Annotated in this window: 17 protein-coding genes and 1 pseudogene; 2 read left to right on the top strand and 16 right to left on the bottom strand. The window is 59.2% G+C overall.

Features of this window, described 5'->3' with window-relative positions:
• From QP363_RS11230 to QP363_RS11200, 7 genes and pseudogenes are all read right to left on the bottom strand, one after another.
• Nucleotides 1-159: pseudogene (locus QP363_RS11230) on the bottom strand (ISL3 family transposase); the annotation flags it as partial.
• Between the two features lie 189 nt (nt 160-348).
• Nucleotides 349-990 (bottom strand): heme oxygenase (biliverdin-producing), encoded by a 642-nt coding sequence (locus tag QP363_RS11225; RefSeq protein WP_070719507.1) that lies wholly within the window; start codon nt 988-990, stop codon nt 349-351.
• A gap of 167 nt (nt 991-1,157) precedes the next feature.
• A complete protein-coding gene (locus tag QP363_RS11220; protein WP_070447417.1) occupies nt 1,158-2,129 on the bottom strand; it encodes an HtaA domain-containing protein in 972 nt (323 codons plus the stop codon).
• Nucleotides 2,122-2,916, bottom strand: coding sequence for an ABC transporter ATP-binding protein (locus QP363_RS11215; RefSeq protein WP_284764629.1), 795 nt, complete (start codon nt 2,914-2,916; stop codon nt 2,122-2,124). Before QP363_RS11215 ends, QP363_RS11220 begins: the two co-directional genes overlap by 8 nt.
• A complete protein-coding gene (locus QP363_RS11210) occupies nt 2,916-3,959 on the bottom strand; it encodes an iron ABC transporter permease (RefSeq protein ID WP_284764628.1) in 1,044 nt (347 codons plus the stop codon). Before QP363_RS11210 ends, QP363_RS11215 begins: the two co-directional genes overlap by 1 nt.
• Nucleotides 3,940-4,986, bottom strand: coding sequence for an ABC transporter substrate-binding protein (locus QP363_RS11205; RefSeq protein ID WP_284764627.1), 1,047 nt, complete (start codon nt 4,984-4,986; stop codon nt 3,940-3,942). The genes QP363_RS11210 and QP363_RS11205 overlap by 20 nt, the downstream gene beginning before the upstream one ends.
• Before the next feature lie 10 nt (nt 4,987-4,996).
• Nucleotides 4,997-6,847, bottom strand: coding sequence for an HtaA domain-containing protein (locus tag QP363_RS11200; protein ID WP_284764626.1), 1,851 nt, complete (start codon nt 6,845-6,847; stop codon nt 4,997-4,999).
• Between the two features lie 718 nt (nt 6,848-7,565).
• Here QP363_RS11200 and QP363_RS11195 point away from each other — a divergent pair.
• Complete coding sequence (locus QP363_RS11195) at nt 7,566-8,534, top strand: TDT family transporter (RefSeq protein WP_216382148.1); 969 nt, start codon at nt 7,566-7,568, stop codon at nt 8,532-8,534.
• A gap of 35 nt (nt 8,535-8,569) precedes the next feature.
• On the opposite strand, the gene QP363_RS11190 is transcribed toward QP363_RS11195, so the two are convergent.
• From QP363_RS11190 to thrC, 5 genes are all read right to left on the bottom strand, one after another.
• Nucleotides 8,570-9,151 (bottom strand): META domain-containing protein, encoded by a 582-nt coding sequence (locus QP363_RS11190; protein WP_284764625.1) that lies wholly within the window; start codon nt 9,149-9,151, stop codon nt 8,570-8,572.
• 128 nt (nt 9,152-9,279) lie between these two features.
• On the bottom strand, nt 9,280-9,810 hold the full coding sequence (locus QP363_RS11185) for an NUDIX domain-containing protein (protein WP_284764624.1): 531 nt from the start codon (nt 9,808-9,810) through the stop codon (nt 9,280-9,282).
• Between the two features lie 18 nt (nt 9,811-9,828).
• Nucleotides 9,829-10,677 carry a trypsin-like serine protease gene (locus tag QP363_RS11180; RefSeq protein ID WP_284764623.1) on the bottom strand — a complete coding sequence of 283 codons (849 nt, stop codon included), beginning with the start codon at nt 10,675-10,677 and terminating at the stop codon, nt 9,829-9,831.
• Entirely contained in the window at nt 10,670-10,822 is a 153-nt protein-coding gene (locus QP363_RS11175; protein WP_168160911.1) for a hypothetical protein, read from the bottom strand. The genes QP363_RS11180 and QP363_RS11175 overlap by 8 nt, the downstream gene beginning before the upstream one ends.
• Before the next feature lie 4 nt (nt 10,823-10,826).
• The gene (gene thrC, locus QP363_RS11170) at nt 10,827-12,272 is read right to left on the bottom strand and encodes a threonine synthase (RefSeq protein ID WP_284764622.1); all 1,446 of its coding nucleotides are present in this window, start codon (nt 12,270-12,272) and stop codon (nt 10,827-10,829) included.
• 38 nt (nt 12,273-12,310) lie between these two features.
• On the opposite strand from thrC, the gene QP363_RS11165 reads away from it, so the two are divergent.
• A complete protein-coding gene (locus tag QP363_RS11165) occupies nt 12,311-13,612 on the top strand; it encodes a nitrate/nitrite transporter (protein ID WP_284764621.1) in 1,302 nt (433 codons plus the stop codon).
• Nucleotides 13,613-13,923: 311 nt separating this feature from the next.
• Here QP363_RS11165 and QP363_RS11160 read toward each other — a convergent pair whose 3' ends face one another.
• The 4 genes from QP363_RS11160 to QP363_RS11145 form a co-directional block, all read right to left on the bottom strand.
• Entirely contained in the window at nt 13,924-14,355 is a 432-nt protein-coding gene (locus tag QP363_RS11160) for a hypothetical protein (RefSeq protein ID WP_236659246.1), read from the bottom strand.
• Nucleotides 14,356-14,389: 34 nt separating this feature from the next.
• The gene (locus QP363_RS11155; RefSeq protein ID WP_070719513.1) at nt 14,390-14,707 is read right to left on the bottom strand and encodes a hypothetical protein; all 318 of its coding nucleotides are present in this window, start codon (nt 14,705-14,707) and stop codon (nt 14,390-14,392) included.
• Between the two features lie 154 nt (nt 14,708-14,861).
• Nucleotides 14,862-17,921, bottom strand: coding sequence for a bifunctional [glutamine synthetase] adenylyltransferase/[glutamine synthetase]-adenylyl-L-tyrosine phosphorylase (locus QP363_RS11150; protein ID WP_284764620.1), 3,060 nt, complete (start codon nt 17,919-17,921; stop codon nt 14,862-14,864).
• Between the two features lie 7 nt (nt 17,922-17,928).
• On the bottom strand, nt 17,929-19,266 hold the full coding sequence (locus QP363_RS11145) for a glutamine synthetase family protein (protein ID WP_070719515.1): 1,338 nt from the start codon (nt 19,264-19,266) through the stop codon (nt 17,929-17,931).
• Nucleotides 19,267-19,291: the final 25 nt, after the last annotated feature.

The raw sequence follows: 19,291 nt of genomic DNA, 5'->3' as shown, positions 1-19,291 counted from the left end.
CTTTCCTGGCTGTCCGCAGTCCGGGCACACGCCGATAACGGCTACTGGCGTGGCCTCAATGATGGTCAACGCTCCGGCATCAGCGGCACCGGTGATGGCAAGTCCGATTTCCGCGGTACGGCAGATAGTGTCGGCGACGAGGTTTCCAGTAGGCTTCACAGTACGGGTCCCTGGTGGGTTTAGATGGTTGTGTAGGAACTTTCATCTTCACACCAGGGACCCCTACATGTTGTGGTGACCCGCTGAACCCGTCGTTTTCTACCTCACCCCGCTACGCACCCCGAAACCGGAAGAGCCGCTAAAGGGGCTACCGGCTACGCAGGCTAATGCAGGCTAATGTTCCACCGACTAATGAAGGCGCCCTAATTCAGCGAAGATACCCGAATTAAAGTTGAAAGCCCGCTCTGCCTCCGAGAGCATAGCTTCACGCTGTTCAACGTTTAGCTCCAGGCTATCCACGCGCTCGCGGTATCCCGTACGATAAGGCGGGATTTTTCCAATCGAAGTGAAGTCATAGAAGTTCAGTGCCTCAGGAGGAACTCCGTAATGGGCTCCCAAACGCGCTGCAATCACCTGCCCACCGGAAATATCACCGAGATAGCGCACGTAGTGATGGGCTACCACTTCTACTGGCTTGCCCACAATTTCTTCTAAGCGCGCGCTATAAGTCCTCGTCGCTGGAAGAATGCGAATCTCCTCACGCCAGGTTTCGCCGACGAGCACCTTTAGATCTACCTCCAGAGCTTGACGACGTTCCAGCCGTGGATCCGCTACCGCACCGGCAATGGGAGTAGTCGCCACGCTGCGAACGGCGTTCTCGAGAGCTCCATATACAAACCACAATTGGCCGGCCAAATCAGCCACGGCTGACTTGTCGAGCTCCCCTGACAACAGACGCTGCATGAATGCCGAATTCTCCGCATGCTCATGCGCACGCGCAGTCGCCTCACGCAACGCAACGGACAAAGGTTTATTGAGAGTGGTACTCACTGTTCTTCTCCACGGTGTTATTTAAAAACTACAAATCAGTTGAGGTTAGAAAAACTCAAAATCGAAAATTAAGGGGATTAGGCCGACGTGGGTGTGCGGCGCCAATTCTTATCGGCACCCCACACCCGTTACGTCGCTCTTGAACTGTCAGCGGTGTGCTTTAGCGCTTATCGCTGAAAGAAGGCACGGGCACTGTCAAAAGCACCGGACTTAACAAATGCTTGCCACAGAATTGCGATCATGCTGCCGATAGCCGCAATGCCTAGGAAGTAGTTCCAGAAGTTGGTGGTCTTCGAGCTAGAAGAGGAGCTCTCACCCGAGCTAAGGTTCTTATCTTCCGAAGGCGTCTGGGGCTTCGGCTTCTCCCCCTCGGACGGAACCTGGGGATTCGGCTTCTCCCCGTCGGACGGATCCTTGCCATTGTCCTTCTTCTGGCCACAGCCCGGGGCGAGCTTGAGGGTCAGCTGCGCGCTATCCACCTCGGGGTTGTAGTCATGGCTGTACATACCCATGAACAGGAAGTCAACGCCCTCGACGTCACCAGAATCGTTCGTTCCGGGCTGCCGCTCGTACATAACGTCGGAAGCCGAAAGCGTGAGAGTATCCCCGTCCTTGTTCCACTGTGCCTTACCGTGACCGAATGCCCCTTCACCTGTGCGCTTGTTGGCCTCAACGCGGTCCTCCGGGGTGTACTGCGTCATGTGCTTGCCTTCAACAAAGTAGGCCTCGTAGCCGGAGCCGAGCTGGGCCTTATCGCCTTCGGTCTGCACGAATGGGTTGGTCATCTTGGAGTACAGTGCTCCGTGGTGGCCAGTGAACGTAATCGAAGAATCTTTAGCCTTGATCTTCGATGCAGTCACATTTCCTGCCTCGTCCACCGAGACTGTGGACGCTTCCGGATCGACTTCGAAACCGAAGGTGAAATCACCGCCCGTAGGGTCTCCGTTTTCCTTCACCGCTCCGGTCGTCTCCCAGCCACCGTTAGCAATTCGTCCCTTGATGTAGGAGCGCCAGGAGTGCTTGACACCCCAATTGAAATTGCCGGATTCGATGGTGCAGGATTCTGCTTCTGCCGCGGTAGCCTGCGGCACGGTAATCGCCGTCGCTGCGATAGCGGTCACCAGGATTTTTTTAAACATGGAAGTCCTCCAGTTGATGCGAGAAAAGTGGATTGATTGTGGGCGTGGCGCGCTGCGGTTGCACCTGCAGCTCGTTGACGGAGATTGGCCAGCTGTACACCTCAGACAAGGTGGCGCCGGTAAAAACCTCCGCCACGCGCCCTTGAGCTGCGATCCCCCCGCATGAGACGCACACGATGTGATCGCAATATGCGGCTGCCGCGTTCAGGTCATGGAGCACCACGAGTGCGGTTACTCCTGCCTCGCGGGCTAGGGCTTTCACAGAACCCAGTAGCTGTTCTTGGTGGCGGATATCGAGAGCCGCTGTCGGTTCATCCAGCAAGATTATTGGAGTGTTTTGTGCAAGAACTCGAGCAAAGGCCACCCGCGCACGTTCGCCACCGGAAAGCGTGCTGATATCGCGTCCGGAGAGATGCGCGGCTCCAGCTGTTTCAAGGGCGGCTTCGATGTACTGCTCGTCAAGTTCGGCGTGGGGAGTTCCGCGCCAAGGGCGGCGGCCCATCGCGACAACATCGCGTACCAGAAATTCAAAGGACACCGAGACATCCTGAAGCATCACGGCACGTTTGCGTGCGAGCTCACGGGGCGAGGTCTTCGGCGACAAACCGCCGACACTGATTTCACCGGAGAAGTCGATATCACCCGCGATCGCGCCAAGGACAGTTGACTTCCCCGCACCATTCGGGCCAATTAGCCCGGTGACCTCGCCTGGCCGAGCATTAAAGGTCACGCTGTCAACGAGGGTTACCCCGTTGACCTGGACGGTGAGGTTGTCCACGTTCAGCATCAGTGCACCCCCTTTCGCATCATGCGGCGCAACAGGATGAAGAAGGTCGGTCCGCCAACTAAGGCGGTAAAAATACCGATTGGGAGGTCCGCAAAGGGAATCAAGGTTCGTGCTGCCACATCCGCAAAGCCGATGAGCACCGCGCCACCTAGGGCGGAGGCAGGAATGAGGATGTGGTTTTGCGGTCCTACGATGCTGCGTAACAAGTGGGGAACGATGAGCCCAACAAAGCCGATGAGCCCGGCGAAGGACACAGCTGCTGCGGTAAGCACTGCGGATGCCACAATTGCCACAATGCGCAACACAGATACGTCTACGCCAGTGTGCACAGCAGCGCGTTCACCCAGCGCAAGAATGTCGAGTTGCCTGCCCAAACGCAGGGCTACTGCTATACCGATAAGGACGACGGGAAGAACTACCCATACGTGCTTCCACTGGGAGCCGTTGAAGGAACCCATCTGCCAGAAAATGATGGCTTCCCGGTTGGCGGTCGGTGCTAGGTACACCATGAAGGAGATGATGGCATTGCACACGGCATTAATGGCGATACCCGTGAGGATCAGGTTAACCACCGTGACGCGGCCATTGTGGCGTGCAAGCTGGTAGATGATGAAGGTAACTAGTAACGCACTTAAGAAAGCCAACGCTGGCGCAGTGAAAGTTCCCGCGAAGGTGAGGTTGAAGACGATCGCTACAGCCGCCCCCACACCTGCACCGGAGGTCACACCGATGATGGATGGCTCCGCCAAAGGATTGGCAAAGATGGCTTGCATCAATGTGCCCGCGACGCCTAGAGCAGCACCTACGAGTAGCCCCAGAACTAACCGCGGTAGGCGAATACTCCAGACCACGCTGGCTGTGAGGGACTCTTGCCCCGGCCCTAAGGCCAGAATCGGGAACAGATCAGAAAGTGCAATGTAGTACTGTCCGAGGACGATCGAGATGAGTCCCGCTAGAACAGCAAGCACCGCTAAGAATATGAATACCGATATCCGCTGAGTGCGGCGTCGTGTGAAGACGTCGCTATGCATTGTCTGGGTCATAGACAGCCTTTGCGAGTTTGACCAGTGTCTGACCGGTCATGGGGCCGAAGGCCAGGGACTGGCCGTCAGGAATGGTGACGACGCGCTGCTTTTGGCCAGCGATGGTCTGAGCCACACCAGGGCGTTCCAGCAGGCCGTCAATTCCGCCAGTGGATTTCAGACCATCGGTCATCATGATGATCACCTCTGGGTTGATGCGGGCCAGCGCTTCTGCGTTAGCAGGTTCGGCATAAGAAAGGTTGTTCTCCGCAGCGAGGTCGACGCCCCCAATTCCTTCGATGAGGTCTTGGGCGCCGGTGCCCTCCCCCATGATGAAGAACACGCCACCGTTCCCACGGGCGTAGAGGAAGGCCATACGCATTGGTTCCTCAGGGGCAATGGTCTTAATGGCTTCCTTCGCCTCATCTATTTCCTTGATGGAGCGCTCTGATAACTTGCGGGCCTCGTCCGGAAGCCCGACGGTTTCACCCAGCGTGATGATGTCTTCGTCAACCGAGTCGATGGTCCGCTGCGGTTCCATAACCACAGTGGTCACGCCTGCTTCACGGATCTGATCGATCGCATCACGGGGCCCAATGGAGTGGTCCACGATAACGAGCGTCGGGTTAAGTTCCAGGACTGCCTCAACATTGATATTGTGGCCGCCTTCAGTCACAACAGGACGGTCCGCCAGATTCGGTTCAGTGGAAGAGACGGTGCGGCCAACGATATTGTCCGCGAGCCCCAATCCACTCAGCGTTTTGGTGTAGGTCCCATAAATATCCAGCGCCAGAATCCGCGAGACGTCCGTGACGGAGACGTCATAACCATCAGCGTCAGTAAGTTCCACGGGAAGGGCGGGCTGGGCATTTGTGCTTACGGGCTCGATATCGACGAAGTCACTGACCTCAGTAACGCCTTCGAACGAGCGAGGGTCGGAGAGGTCCTGCGGTTCTGGTAGCTGGTCTGTATAGCTTCCCTGTACGCCACAGGCGGTCAGTCCCACAATGCACAGAAGCGGGATAAGGAAACGTAGGAGTAGTTTCACGGCCATCTTTCTAGGAGTTGTTCATAATGAGGCGGCTGGTGGAGCCTCCGGCGATAATGAGCCCGGCGATGAACAGGAGGAGGTAGGTAACTGGGTCATCTGTGGTGCCGTTCGCGGAGCTCGCGGACTTGATCTGGAATTTCTTTGAGCCATCTTCATAGCCCTGCGAGGAGTCACTGGCTAGTGCGTTTTCCACAGCGTCGGAGTTGACGCCACCGTTGCTCTTCGCCCCAGAGCCGGCACTATCTCCCGCGCTGGACGAGCCTCCGCTGCTAGTGCTGCCGTTAGCGTCGTTGCAATCAGCGTTTCCGCCCAGGCTGGCGTTGAAACTTAGCGGATCGAGCTGGGTTCCAGGCTCATAGAATTCGGCGAATGCCTTGGAGCCAACGTCAGTCAGGGATACTGTTGCTTCACCCGATACGGCATCTGTTCCCACATCCAGAGACGTGAAATTCAAGTCGGCGATGGCGGTGCGTCCGAAGTCCTTCTTCTCGCCTTCCATGTTGGAGGAGCGCACGTCGCCGATTAGTTTTCCGGTTTTACCGTTGAAGGAGATTTCTAGGTTCGCAATATTGAGGTCGAGCTTGCCGTGGTGGCCGGTGAACTGGATGCTTCCGCCGTAGCGCACGGAACCCGCGCCGTCCTTAACTGCGCCTGAGTTGCCGGAAAACTGGAATCTACTATTGCTGTATCCGACTCCCGAGAGTTCCCATTTTCCTTGCGCAATGGAGCCGGTGATATAGGACTGGAATGACTTCTTCACTCCCCACTGCGCCGTAGCTTGGGTCACACCGGTGGCTTGGCAGGTTTCGTTGGCTGCACCGGATGCTCCAGACGAAGAGTCCGCCGAGCCCGTCGCACCCGTAGCGCCGGAGTTCGACGCGCCAGCTGTTGATGCTCCACTACTGTTTCCGCTGCCAGCTGCCACTGTTTCTGGAAGGTCGTTGCCGCTGAGGCCCGAAGTAGTGGTGCTACCAGTGGTGGAGGTTCCAGATGATGCGCTAGCCGACGCTCCGGAAGCCGCCGAGTTGGTGTCGCCCCGCTTCTTGAATGAGTCCAACTCATCCAAGAAAGCCTGAGTATTGCCCATAAACGTGGTGATACCGTTCATGGTGTCGTTGGTTTCGGACAAAATAGCCATGGCTTCCTTGTTGAAGCCCGTAAAGTTGCCGGTGATAGTGTTCAGCTGCCGTTTCGAGCCAGATCTATTGCCGGCTGCGCCGCCAGAACCTGAGCAGGATCCATCCAACGCGATGGTGCCTGAGGAAGGATCGAGTTCTTCGCCCTGCTCATAGAAGCCCGTGAAGAGCTTGACTCCCCCGGCGCTAAGAGACGTGGATCCCGCCAGGTTCACTGCCGAGCCGTTGTCCTTGACAGGCTCCTGCAGATTAATGATGGCGATGACCTCATCGTCGCCCTTAATCTGGGCCCCGCGGGTGTAGTCGCTTCGGTTCAGTTCATAAGAAACGTAGTCAACCGTGATTTTTGCTTGGTCACCGGAAGCAATGATCTTGAAGTCCGACATTGTCATGTCGAGAACCCCGTCATGTCCTGTGAAGTTCAGCGTGCCTTGGAAAGGGATGGTGACTGTACCGCCAGAGGCCGTGGGCGCGCCGGCTTGGAACACAAACGCACCGTTGCCTTTTTCATCACCGCTAAAGCCGATACCGCTGGCGCCCCAGCCGCCGCGGGCGATATTGCCCTTGATGTAGCTTCGGAAGGATTGCTTGATCCCCCAGTTCCACGTGCAGGAAGTCTCTGCGTGGGCTACTGGGACAGTGTTAAAAAATGGAACGGCACCGAGAGCGAGGGGAGCTGCGATTATCACACCGCATGCTGAGCGCCAGAGATTGCGAATCATGTTGAGAACCTTGTTTCATCCAGATAAAGCTATAGGCTAGGCTTACCTTGGTTAGGTAATCCTGGCCTAAAGTAACAGGTTTGTCAACAAATCAACCAAACGGGAGAAAACAGCATGCACAGCCACCCCCACACAGCTATCTTCAGGAGCATCTACCCAGACGTAGATCCGACCCAAAAGTTCCCCCCTACCTTGTCGGAACGCGTGGCTTTAGCATTCGCCGTCGGCGTTTTCATGTTCGGCGGAGTGAAGGGAGACCTACTCATCGCTGGCGCAGGGCTGGTGTTTGTTGTCGGCTGCGTTTGGGCGCTTTCCCGAAAAACTCCCCGGCGCATCCGTACCGAAGCGCGTAGCCGGTTCCCCCAAGAACCATGGGCGGAAAACCCTAGCCCCCTTATCCCCGCTTTATGGCTCGTGCTCGGTGTACTCGCTGTAACCGCATGGTGGTTTACCCCAGATGAGTTTCTCACATGGAGCGCTTCCGCAGTGGCTATCCTGGCAGCCGCTGTAACGTGGTACATGCCGGCTATACAGGCCCGACGCGCGGATGTGCCTGAAGGACCTGACTCAAACCTATAACAAACCCAAGCTTCCGTAACCCCGCGAGCCCGATCCTCAAAGCTAGCAGGCATATACGGGCAGGTTGCCCACCCCACAAGAGACCGATTCCGCAAAGTTCAGCACAGCAATAGGACAGTAGTTGGTGGATGCAGCTACCATGCCAGCTGTGACTGAGAAATTCCGCCAACTGCCACCGCCCGGCCCCGCGTGGGGCGGCAGCCTCATGGGCACCTCCATCGTCTCCCGATTACTCGTTGAGGAAGGCATGCTGACAGGTTCTGCTATCTTCGCAGCACTGTCCTGCGTCATCCTCCTCGTGCTGACAGTAGGTTTCGCGGTCTACCGCCAGCCCAGCTTTGCCCGGACCTCCATGGCGGAATGGTCCATGTACTTCATCGGCATCCTGGCGCTCGGCGCAGCACTGTCGGGTTTGACGGATATCGGAACATTCCGTCTAGTGGGCTTTTGGATAGGCGGCCCCGTCACCGTCATCACCTGGGCTATTCAGCTCACCCGCTTCGACGGCCAGCCGCGGTTTACCTGGGGACTGCCGCTGGTCGGCCCCATGATTTCCTCCTCCGTAGCCGGCTTCCTCGCCTTGGACTATGGCCATGCATACCACGTCATGGGCACGGTTCTTTTTGTCATGTCGCTTTCTACGGCGGTCCCCATCTTCATCCGCGTGTACTGGGCCGCCTGGCAGGGCAAGGTCAATCTCACCGGCGCCAACTCCGCGACGGCCTGGGTTCCGCTGGGCGTGGTGGGCCAATCCACTACCGCGATGCAGATCCTCTATCCCGGTAGCTTCTCTGTCTATTACGGGCTGACCGCCATGGTGATCGCCATTCCCCTCGCGTTCTATGCCATGGTCACCTTCTATCCCAATGTTGCTCGCTGGGTGGACTACTCGCCCGCGTGGTGGGCGTGCACCTTCCCACCGGGAACAATCAGCATGGGCGGGCACCAGGTAGCGCTGGTGAATGGCTCTGAGCTCCTAGACCTCATCGCGCTCAGCATCCCGGTACTCCTCATCACGCACTGGTCTGCCTGCTCCTGCCGCTTCATTAGCTGGCTCATCGAAGGCCGGCGCGCACAGCGAAGCGGGGCCAGCCCAGTCTCGGACTAGCCCCGCCACGCGAAAATCTGGATGCTTAGGAAGCCTTAGTTCTCGGCCTTCTCAAACTGAATGACCTGGCCCTGGCTGCCCAGCGCAAAGGTATTGCCCTCTACGGGGATGACCACTGGCTTGGCGGAGAGGATGGCGTTGAGCGCATCGGCATCAGCCATCTCATCCGGGCCGCAGGCACGCATCGTAGAATTCAGGTTCTCCACCACGATGGCATCGGTCTGATCCAGCGTGTAGCTACCACCACCGGAATTGCAGCCATCGTTGAAGTTCAGCGTGCCATCCTCATTGAAGGTCACGGAGATATCCGGGTTCTTCTTTGCGGTGAAAGTACCGTTGAGAACCTTCTGGGCCTCGTCAGCCGGCAGCTTCTCCTGCAGGCCGTCAACGTCTTCGTACTTCTCAATCAAGCCAGAGCCTTCCGGTGCTTCCGAATCCTTGGAGGAGGAGAAGGAGTCACCGAACAGACGCGAGCTCAGCTCCTGGATCTGGCTGGTCTTCACGGAGTCGGCGGAGGACATCTCTTGCGCACCGGCGGTACCAGCACCCAGGACGCCGCCGGCGAGGGCGACGAACGCGGTTGCAGTGGTTACTTTCTTCAGTGTGCGTGAAATCATGGCCCCGAAGCTATCGAGCATCACCGGCAGCATCAACCCATATCATGCGTTTCTGATGATATTTTACGGCAACTCCAACACTCTAAACCCACAGGCAAGCTCCTCAGAAAACGGCACTGCGCTGGGGTTTAAGTGCGCTTAACGTAGCCCATCCGCGGGCGGAAGCCCTGCGGGTGCTTCATCTGCGCCACTGCATCCCCGATGATCATGCGGTGGCGGGCACTGACGGACGTCGGCATCTGCGCCACGGAGAACCACTGCGCGTCAAGGTTCTCTTCGTCGGAGACCACCGGCTCCGCATCATCCGGCACGGAAACGCGAATGGCGGTATCCATGAACATGCATTTGTCCCCATTGGGGTAGACCACGGGGCCCACCTGCCCCACCCCAAGAAACGCTTCGATGCGCCCGTCAAGACCAATCTCTTCTTTAACTTCACGCAGTGCGGTCGCCGTAATCTCCTCACCTGGCTCACAGATACCGGAGATAGGACCCCACGCACCAGTATCGGCACGCTGAGCAAGCAGGACCGATGGCAGCTCCCAGATCGCGGAGCCGGTAGGCACGGCCCGCACAATAACCGCGGTCACGCCGGGCAAAAAGAGCTGCTCGTGGCCGATTTTCTCACGCAGGGACACAATATAATCAGGAGTGGGCATGGGCTTTATCTTAGCGTCTTAGAGCTGCGCCAGAATCTCCGGCAGGAGCGCCTCAAGGTCAGAGGCGGGAGTAAAAGACATCTCTGCCTCCGAACCGTGAGCACAACTCTCACTACCCGCGGCCGCTTCCGTCGTACCGGACAGAACTCCCACAATCACGCCTTCATAGGGGCTGCCCGGCGCGCCAAAGACCGGTGCGCCGGAATCACCGTGTGTGGAGCAGACGTGGGCGCGCGCAGAGATAGTATCCACAGTGCGCTCACCAAACTGGAGTTTCCCGTGTCCCTCTCCGTGTGTGAGCGGGCCGCAGGTCTCACCGGTGATGCGCCCCAGCTTGCACACCTCATCGGGAAGTTCCTCCTGCTCGGCCGCGACCACGCTGGTGGGCATGTCCTGCGGAACATAAAACTCCGCCTGCCGCGTTATCTCCACCAAGGCGAAATCAAGCTGGTGCGTGTCCGGTGCGCTGAGGTCGGAGTAGATGATGCTGCCAACGGGCTCGGCCGGGTATATAAATTCCCCGTCCGCGGCACCCGCCCACACCGTATCCCCGGGCTCACCGCAGTGGGAGGCGGTAACGGCGATGGTGCGGCCGTCGTCAAGCACAAAGCTCCACGCCACTGTGCAGAGGTTGAAGTCGAAGGCTTCGCCGGGAACGGGCTGCATGCTAGAGATATCCAATGCTGCCCCCGGCGGCACCGGAGACGCACCCGGAGTGTGTGTTTGCGGCGGGGGCGGCTCAATAGTGGCGTTCTCGGAGGTGTTCGAGGCGGCCTCGGGAACGGGCTCAACGCCCGTGTGCACCGTGCACCCAGCCGTCGCCAGAGCTGCTGTGCTGAATGCCCCAAGCAGGAGAAACCTAGGCATCCTCTTCTGGTGCAGCCTCACCCGCGTTCGCCTTATTCTCCTTATTTTCCTTCTCCATCTCCGCGACCTGCTTCATGTCACGGATGAACTTCTCTGGGTCAAATTCGGTGAAATACTCCGGGCCCGAGAACTGTTCCTGTGCCATTGGCTTAAACCTCCGTGCTCTTGATGTACTGCGTGATGTAATCCTTCACCGCCGCGGCATCGTTTGGCAGGTCGGTGACGTGGCGCTCGGCGTCCAAGATACCGGCGAAACGCTCCGGCACCTCCGGCTCGCTGCCAATGGCTTCCTTGATGGTCTCCGCAAACTTCACCGGCAGGGCGGTCTCCAGACAGATGATTGGGGTATCGACCCCATACTCTTCCTGTACCGCGCGGGCAACCTTGATGCCGTCGGCCGTGTGCGGATCCACCAGCACGTCGTAGCGCTCGTGGACATCCTTAATGGTGGCGAGGCGGTCCGCGTGGGTGGAGGAACCGGACAGGAAACCGTACTCCGCGTGGGCGGCGTCAAGTGCCTGCTTGTCGACGTTAAACCCGCCTTCCTTCACCTTTGTCCCGAAAAGCTCCTTAATCTGTGCGGCATCGCGGCCCAGCAGATCAAAAGCGAAGCGCTCAAAGTTGGAGGCGCGGGAAATATCCATCGACGGCGAGGAGGTTTTGTACGTCTGCTCCGAGGAACGCGGGCGGTAGCTGCCGGTGCGGAAGAACTCATCGAGCACGTCGTTTTCATTGGTCGCGACGATGAGTTTGTCGATGGGCAGGCCCATCTGGCGGGCGATGTGGCCGGCGCAGATATCCCCAAAGTTGCCAGTCGGGACGCTGAAGGAGACCTTCTCGGTGTTTTCCGTGGTGATCTTGAGGTAGCAATTGATGTAGTAGACCACCTGCGCCATGAGGCGAGCCCAGTTGATGGAGTTGACCGCGCCGATGCGGTTCTCTGCCTTGAAATTAGCGTCGGCCGAAACAGCCTTGACCACGTCCTGGCAATCATCAAAGACGCCATCGAGGGCGATATTGCAGATATTCGGGTCATCCAGCCCGAACATCTGGGCCTGCTGGAAGGGAGTCATGCGCCCAGCCGGGGTCAGCATGAAGACACGGATGCCCTTGCGCCCGCGCATGGCGTACTCCGCCGAGGAACCGGTATCGCCAGAGGTAGCGCCCAGAATATTGAGGGTTTCGCCGCGACGGGCCAGCTCGTATTCGAAGAGCTCGCCCAACATCTGCATGGCCATGTCCTTGAAGGCGGCCGTCGGCCCCTCAGAGAGGTGGCCAATGTAAAGGCCCTCCCCCAGTTCGCTGACGGGGACGATCTCCTCGTGGTCAAACTTGGGGTAAGTGTAGGCGCGCTGGGCAATTCCTTCGAGGTCTTCGGCGGGAATATCATCCACAAAAAGCTTGAGCACTTCGGCGGCCAAGGCCGCGTAGCCACCCTCCGCCAAGGTCTGGCGCCAGTTAGTCAGAGTGGCGTCATCGATGTGGAGGTAGGTGTCCGGCAGGTAGAGGCCGCCATCGGGGGCCAGACCTCCGAGGAGGATATCCGTAAAGGAGGCGGGCTGGCGGTCGGTATCGCGGGTCGAAATGTACTTCACCCCCTGCATCTTAGTTGGTGCCGCGTAAAGTATCAGCCATGTCGGTCCCTCATCCTCGCAATGTAATTACCACTAAGGCTCTCTCCGTGTGGGTAGCTGCGGTGTTGGTCTACATCGTGGCAATTACCGGCCGCACATCTTTTGGCGTAGCGGGGCTTGAAGCCATCGATCGCTTCGACGTCGATGCCTCCCGCATTGCTGTTTTCACCTCTGTGCAGCTGGGTATTTATTCACTGGCGCAGATCCCTACGGGCATGCTCATTGATAGGTTCGGACCCCGCCGCTTGCTGGTCATTGGCTCCGTCATCATGGGCATAGGCCAGGTGGTCCTCGGTTTCACCAGTAATTATTGGGTAGCCATCGCCGCCCGGCTGCTCATTGGCGCGGGCGATGCCACCGCCTTCCTCTCCGTGATGCGCATCCTGCCCTATTGGTTCCCGCTGCACCGGACCCCCATGTTCACCCAGGTCACCTCGTCGCTGGGGCAGCTGGGTCAGTTCATGTCTGCCTTGCCTTTTGCCATTCTGCTGGGCTGGGGCGGGTGGACCATGGCCTTCGTTACCTTGGGTGCGGTGGGCATTCTCATCGCCGTTGCGGCCGCGGTGGCGGTTGCGGATTCCCCAGAATCACTCGGCATCGTGCCCAAACCAAAGGAAAAACCGAACGCGAAGCCGGAGAGCACTGCCGCACTGTTATCCACCGTTTTCCTCTCCCCCGTAGCGTGGCAGGCATTCTTCATTCACTGGATTGGTCTGGGGGCCACCAACGTGTTTGTCATGCTGTGGGGAGTGCCCCTGATGACCGCGGGCATGGATTTTTCTAAGACTAGCGCCGGCTGGGTCCTGACGTGGTTTAGCGTGTGCATGGTGCTGGTTGGTCCCTTGCACGGCCGGTTATCCTCCCGAGCTAGGGGTTTCCGTCCCTGGCTGGCCTTAGGGTTTGTGGCTATCCACTGCGCGGTGTGGGTCCTGTTCTTCTTCTTTGGCGGCAGCTACCTCTCACTGTTCATCCTCATCAGCGTGGTGTCCCTGTGCACACCGGTGGCAAATTATGGATTCGACATTGTCCGTGAAAACCTGGATCGCCGCGTCGTCGCGACGGCGACGGGTCTGGGAAACATGGGCGGCTTCATTGCCACGGTCATCGGCGCCCAGCTCGTCGGCATGGTTCTCGATCACTTGGGCAATGGGCCGGACTATCCCTACCATGACTTCCGGCTTGCTGCCTGGGCTGTCTTTGGCGTGTGGTGCATTGGCATCGTGGGTGTTCTCATCACCCACATCCTGCGCAGCCGGGGCGGGGAGGAAGGGCCGCACGCCAGAATCGTGCAAGTGGGTTAGTAAAGGGCTGAATTACTGAAAGGCCAAGGCGCTCAACGGCGCCTCAAGGGGCAGCCCATTGGCCACTTCAAAGACCCCGATCCCGCCGCCGATGGGGACGAGAACGGCGATGCTCACCCCCACTGCGGTCCTGAGCAGCTCGCGTAATTTTCGTCGTTTCTCCACCTCAACGCACCAACCTTTATCGTTTCGTTATCTGTGCGTGTGAGCTTAAGAGCTACGGCTGCAAGGCGAATCCTCATTGACTGCGCATCACCTGCCAGTCCCTGTGGGCTCCATGGCAGCGCACTCAACGAGAGTGGCGGGCAGACTTATTCTGCGGGGGTCGACTCTACGTAGATCGGACCTTCCACCGGGGCGACAACACCGGCATCGAAGGCGGCGAGGACACCTTTCGCATCATCTTTCGTGATGGCGCCTGCCTCGACGGCCTTCTCCAAATCAGCCTCAAGCATCTGACGGGAGCGGTACCTATCCGACGCCACCGACAGAAGTCCGCGTGGCACTGACTCCGATGGAATCCCCAGTGCTTCCGCCAGCGAGACAATGCGATCCTTTTCAGCCGGGTCAAGCTCGGCGCCTACCGACGGATCTTGTGGGACGCCGCCGTCGACCACCTGCTCCACCGTCAATGCCCCCTCCGGCACTTGGTACCGCTCCGTAGCCCACCAGCCCGCGCCGACGGCGGTGATGACTGCCACCACCACGAGGACCCATACGGCGATAATCTGCTTGGACTTCACGGCCACAATTTTAGACTTCTCTCACATTTGCGGCTTAATCCGCGCGGGGGCCAAAGGTGCCAAAAGAATTTCCATGCGGCGGGTGTGGCGAATCGAGGCGCTCGGACAGCGCATCGATGATGGAGCGGATGGTGGACTCCGCCACGGAGCGATCCAGGCTGTTGCGGCGCGGGGACTCAGGCTTCGGCTCAGTCGGCACAACGCGCGGCTTGTCGACGTCCAACCTCATCACCGTCCCCTCCACGCTCAGCGCAGCGGCGGGGTCGCACCCAGCCGCGCGGGCAGCGGAGAGGAAGGCGTCGAGATCAGCAAGAGTGGCATCGTTGAGGTCGAGGGACAGGTTCAGGCTCATGGTGTGCTCCTTTGTGCGGCGCGGGGATAATGACTGTTCACTGCCACCTAAGGCTATCGGCTGATCACCTGATAGAACAGGGGCTTGCTCCAAAGTCAGGGAAAGATCCGGGTGAGCTCAGGGTGCGGGTCAGGGGCGGAGCAACTGCCTTCTGCTAGTCATGCTCGAAGGATTCTGCTTCACCCCAGAACACCTCATCCACTATCTTCCGCGCGTGCCTGGTCACTTTGAGGTAATGCTCCAGGAATTGCTGATTACGCTCGGGCTCCCACCCGGCCGCGCCGGCCACCTGCGCCAGCTGCGGGCCCGGTGCCGGAAGCTGGTCCACGCGCTTGCCGCGCACCAGCACGAGCGCATTGCGGGCATCGGTGGCCAAGAGCCAAGCCTCCCGCAACTCCTGCACTTGCTCGACAGGGATAACCTCATTGTCCTCGAGGGCATCGAGCACCCGCAGGGTGGACGGATCATGCAGCGCCGGAACCTCGTGGGCGTGCATCATCTGGAGCAGCTGAACGGTCCATTCGATATCCGTTAGCCCACCGCGCCCCAGCTTGGTGTGGGTATTGCGGTCAGCGCCGCGCGGGAGGCGTTCGTTATCAACGCGCGCCTTCATTCGGCGGATATCACGAATCGTCTTCTCACTCACGCCCTTCGGCGGATAGCGGAAGGCATCCACCATGGTGAGGAAACGTGTACCGACCTCCTCATCTCCTGCCACGAAGGCCGCGCGGAGCAAAGCCTGCATCTCCCAAGGCTCGCCCCACTGCGAGTAATAGCGCTCATAGGATTCGATCGAGCGCACGACCGTTCCCGAGCGCCCCTCTGGCCGCAGGCCCAAGTCCACGTCCAAGGGCGGATCCCCGGAAGGCTTTGCCAGACGGCGGCGCAGTTTCTCAATGATGCCGATGGCCCATGGCAGAGCTTCTTCTTCGGCATTATCTCCTGTTGGCTCCGCCACCACGATGACATCGGCATCTGAACCAAAGCCCAGCTCCATACCGCCGAGCCGCCCCATGCCAATCACGGCGATGCGGGCGGGTGGTTCGGCATCCTCGTGGCTCAGCCTCCACGCCCTGACCTCGGCGCGCAGCGCGGCTTCCAGCACAGCATTCCAGATGGTGGACAGTTCAAAACACACTTGTTGAACCGGCAAGAAGCCCAATAAATCAGCAGCGGCAATCCGCGCTAGCTCTGCGCGGCGGAGGGATCTGGCAACCGATACTGCCTTGTCTGGGTCCGCGTGGCGCTTGGTGGAATTAATCAAGGCGGAAGACACTTGCTCGGGCTTGGTTTCCAACAGCTTGGGCCCTGCCGCGCCATCGGAGAGCTGCTTGACGACGTCCGGGGCGCGAATAATGAGCTCCGCCGTGAAGGGCGAGGTGCCCAGAATCTTCATGAGGCGTTGGCCGACAACGCCTTCGTCACGAAGCATGCGCAAGAACCACGTCCGGTCATAAGCTGCCTCAGAAAGCTTGCGGTAATTCAGCAGGCCCATATCCGGGTCAGCGGTATTGGAGAGCCACTCCATCAACGTCGGCAGCAGAATGGCCTGGATGCGCGCCTTGCGCGATTGCCCCGCGGCGAGGGAGGTGAGGTGCTCAAAAGCACGGTCCGGGTGGCGATAGCCCAGTGCCGCTAGCTGCAAGAGCGCGGCTTCGCGGGAGAGCTTGAGTTCATCCGCCGACATCGAGGCCACGGAATTGAGCAGCGGGCGGTAGAACAAGCGCGAGTGGAGCTCAGAGATAAGCAGGCGAATCTTCCGCAGCTGGGTATTCATCTGGTCCGCTGCCGACTGATGCCCCTGTGGGTGAAAGCCTGAATTGATGGCCAGCCACGTGAGCGCCTTGTTGTCGTCCTTCTCCGGCAAAGTGTGGGTACGGCGGAAACGCTCCAACTGGAGGCGGTGCTCGAGCAAACGCAGAAACTCGTAGGCCTCGATGAGCTGGGTGCCGTCTTCACGTCCGACATACCCGGCGCGCACGAGCGCTGCCAGTGCATCAACCGTAGCGAGTGTGCGCAGCGATTCATCCGAGCGCCCATGCACCAACTGCAGCAACTGGACGGCGAACTCCACGTCACGCAGGCCGCCCTCCCCCAGCTTGAGCTCTCGAAGGCGCATCTTTTCGGGGACATTATCCAGCACGCGGCGGCGCATAGCTTGAACGTCTTCCACGAAGGACTCCCGTTGCGACGCAGTCCACACCATCGGCCCGATCTGTTCCAGGTAGTCCGTGCCTAAGGGCAGATAGCCGGTTTGCGGCCGTGCCTTCAGCAGCGCTTGGAACTCCCAGGTTTCTGCCCACCGCTTGTAATAGGCCACGTGTGAATCCAGCGTTCGAACCAAGGCACCGGATTTACCTTCCGGGCGCAGGTTGGCGTCAACCTCGAAGAAGCAGGCCGAGCCAATCCGGTTGAACTCCGACGCTAGGCGGGTGATCCGTGGTGTCGCCTCGGAACCCACAAAGATCACGTCCACGTCGGAGATGTAATTCAATTCGCCCGCGCCGCACTTGCCCATCGCGATGACGGCCAGCTGCGCATCGAGTGCTTCATCCCCATAGACCACCCGGACCGCACCGGCGAGTGCTGCCGTCAAGGCGGCATCTGCGAGGGCTGTGGTCAGCCTAGTGACCTCCCGGAAACCAACTCGCGGCTGGGGGCGTGACTGGCCCTTGCGCGAGTGAAATGTACCTGCGAGGTCATGGGCGGCAATGCGCATCATCAGCGTTCGGTAGGCCACTTTGAGTGATGCTTTGTGGTCCCCCGGTGCTGCCCGGTAGGTGCCGGGAGACGTCAGGTCGGGGCTCGCGGTGTCAGGCTGGTCTGGTTGCTCAACGTATGTCGCAGGTTCCGCCCCGACCTCTGTGAGCAGCGTGTGCAGCATTTCGGTAGGAGTCGGCAGCGCCCGCTGCAGCTCGTGCCAGGTTTCTGGGTGTGCAGCGAGATGATCACCGAATGCCGAAGAGCCGCCCAGCAGGGCGATGAGTCGCACCCGGAATGTTTCGTCCTCGCGCATCGCCGGGCCAATCTCAGGCGCCCCCTCGACGATCCTCATCAACGTGTTGAGGGCCATATCGGGATCGCCTGCTCCGGCCAGTGTCCACAACAGTTCTAGGGACTCCGGATTATCCCACCCGAGGCGGGATAGATCCTCCGCAGCAGTTGGCCGGGTCAGACCAAGAGTAGCTGGGGACGGTACTGATGCTGGACGCATACTTCTCCTAGAAATTCAGGTTGTTGCGCAATTCGAATGCGGTGATCTGCTGCTGGTATTCGTGCCACTCATCCCACTTTGAGCGCAGGAAGTACTCAAAGACGTGTTCACCGAGGACCTCCGCCATAAACTCGGAGCGTTCAAATTCTCGGAGGGCTTGGTCCAGGCTGCTCGGCAGATCCTTGTACCCCATCGCACGACGCTCGCGGTGGGTCAGCTGGTGGACGTCATCCTCGGCCGGATCCCCTAGCTCATAGCCTTCTCTGATTCCGCGCAAACCAGCGGCAAGGAGCACCGCGTAACCCAGGTAAGGGTTCATCGCTGAATCCAGCGAGCGGATTTCAACTCGGCGCGACATTTCCTTGGAAAGGCGGTAGGTGGGAACTCGCACCAGCGCAGAACGATTAGAGATTCCCCACGTCACTGACCCTGGAGCCTCGCTGCCAAACATCAGGCGCTTATAGGAGTTGGTCCACTGGTTGGTGATCGCTGTCATCTCCACTGCGTGTTCAAGAATGCCGGCGATGAACTGCCGTCCTGTGCTGGACAGCGAAATCTCATCATCGGGGTCATGGAAGGCGTTGGAATCTCCCTCGAAAAGGCTCAAGTGAGTATGCATGCCCGAGCCTGAGCGGTCCTCGAAAGGCTTGGGCATGAACGTCGCGTGCACTCCTTGCTGGGAGGCAACCTCTTTGATGAGGTAGCGGAAGGTCATGATGTGGTCCGCCATCGACAATACGTCAGCATGGCGGAGGTCGATCTCCTGCTGGCCAGGTGAGGTCTCATGGTGGCTGAACTCCGTGGCGATGCCCATTGATTCCAACGCGTACATTGACCGGCGCCGGAAGCTCGGGGCGTTATCATGCGTGGCTTGGTCGAAATAGCCGCCGTTATCGGTGGCAACAAGCCTGTTGATATCGCGCGCGTCCTCAAGGAGATAAAACTCAATCTCAGGAGATGCCTTGCACGTGAATCCCTCATTGGCCGCCTCGGTTACCTGACGGCGCAGGATGTGGCGCGGGTCCACCAACGAAGGTTGCCCATCGGGCTGAGTAATGTCACAGAACATGCGCGCCGAGAGAAGCTCGGGCTCTTCCTTGTCAAAGGGCATGATCTGAAAGGTTGAAGGGTCCGGCATCGCGATGGTGTCGGCCTCCGAAATGCGGGAGAACCCTTCCACTGAAGAGCCGTCGAAGCCAACACCTTCCTCGAAGGCGGATTCCAACTCTGAGGGGCTCATTACCACCGATTTCAGCGCCCCCAAGATGTCAGTGAACCAGAGGCGAATGAAGCGGATATCGCGTTCTTCAACTGTACGAAGGACGAATTCGTGTTGGCTGTTCATGCTTTAAACCCTACCGCCGCGCGCC

Source organism: Corynebacterium sp. UMB6689, from assembly GCF_030215295.1.
GTDB lineage: Bacteria > Actinomycetota > Actinomycetes > Mycobacteriales > Mycobacteriaceae > Corynebacterium > Corynebacterium aurimucosum.
The sequence above is the reverse complement of the archived record's forward strand: the minus strand, read 5'-3'. Positions and strand labels throughout refer to the sequence as shown.

What these genes read in the sequence shown, in the direction of transcription:
- QP363_RS11220 (WP_070447417.1), bottom strand. Translation starts at nt 2,129, where the DNA reads ATGTTTAAAAAAATCCTGGTGACCGCTATCGCAGCGACGGCGATTACC.
- QP363_RS11215 (WP_284764629.1), bottom strand. Translation starts at nt 2,916, where the DNA reads ATGCTGAACGTGGACAACCTCACCGTCCAGGTCAACGGGGTAACCCTC.
- QP363_RS11210 (WP_284764628.1), bottom strand. Translation starts at nt 3,959, where the DNA reads ATGACCCAGACAATGCATAGCGACGTCTTCACACGACGCCGCACTCAG.
- QP363_RS11200 (WP_284764626.1), bottom strand. Translation starts at nt 6,847, where the DNA reads ATGATTCGCAATCTCTGGCGCTCAGCATGCGGTGTGATAATCGCAGCT.
- QP363_RS11195 (WP_216382148.1), top strand. Translation starts at nt 7,566, where the DNA reads ATGCCAGCTGTGACTGAGAAATTCCGCCAACTGCCACCGCCCGGCCCC.
- QP363_RS11190 (WP_284764625.1), bottom strand. Translation starts at nt 9,151, where the DNA reads ATGATTTCACGCACACTGAAGAAAGTAACCACTGCAACCGCGTTCGTC.
- QP363_RS11185 (WP_284764624.1), bottom strand. Translation starts at nt 9,810, where the DNA reads ATGCCCACTCCTGATTATATTGTGTCCCTGCGTGAGAAAATCGGCCAC.
- QP363_RS11180 (WP_284764623.1), bottom strand. Translation starts at nt 10,677, where the DNA reads ATGCCTAGGTTTCTCCTGCTTGGGGCATTCAGCACAGCAGCTCTGGCG.
- QP363_RS11175 (WP_168160911.1), bottom strand. Translation starts at nt 10,822, where the DNA reads ATGGCACAGGAACAGTTCTCGGGCCCGGAGTATTTCACCGAATTTGAC.
- QP363_RS11165 (WP_284764621.1), top strand. Translation starts at nt 12,311, where the DNA reads ATGTCGGTCCCTCATCCTCGCAATGTAATTACCACTAAGGCTCTCTCC.
- QP363_RS11155 (WP_070719513.1), bottom strand. Translation starts at nt 14,707, where the DNA reads ATGAGCCTGAACCTGTCCCTCGACCTCAACGATGCCACTCTTGCTGAT.
- QP363_RS11150 (WP_284764620.1), bottom strand. Translation starts at nt 17,921, where the DNA reads ATGCGTCCAGCATCAGTACCGTCCCCAGCTACTCTTGGTCTGACCCGG.
- QP363_RS11145 (WP_070719515.1), bottom strand. Translation starts at nt 19,266, where the DNA reads ATGAACAGCCAACACGAATTCGTCCTTCGTACAGTTGAAGAACGCGAT.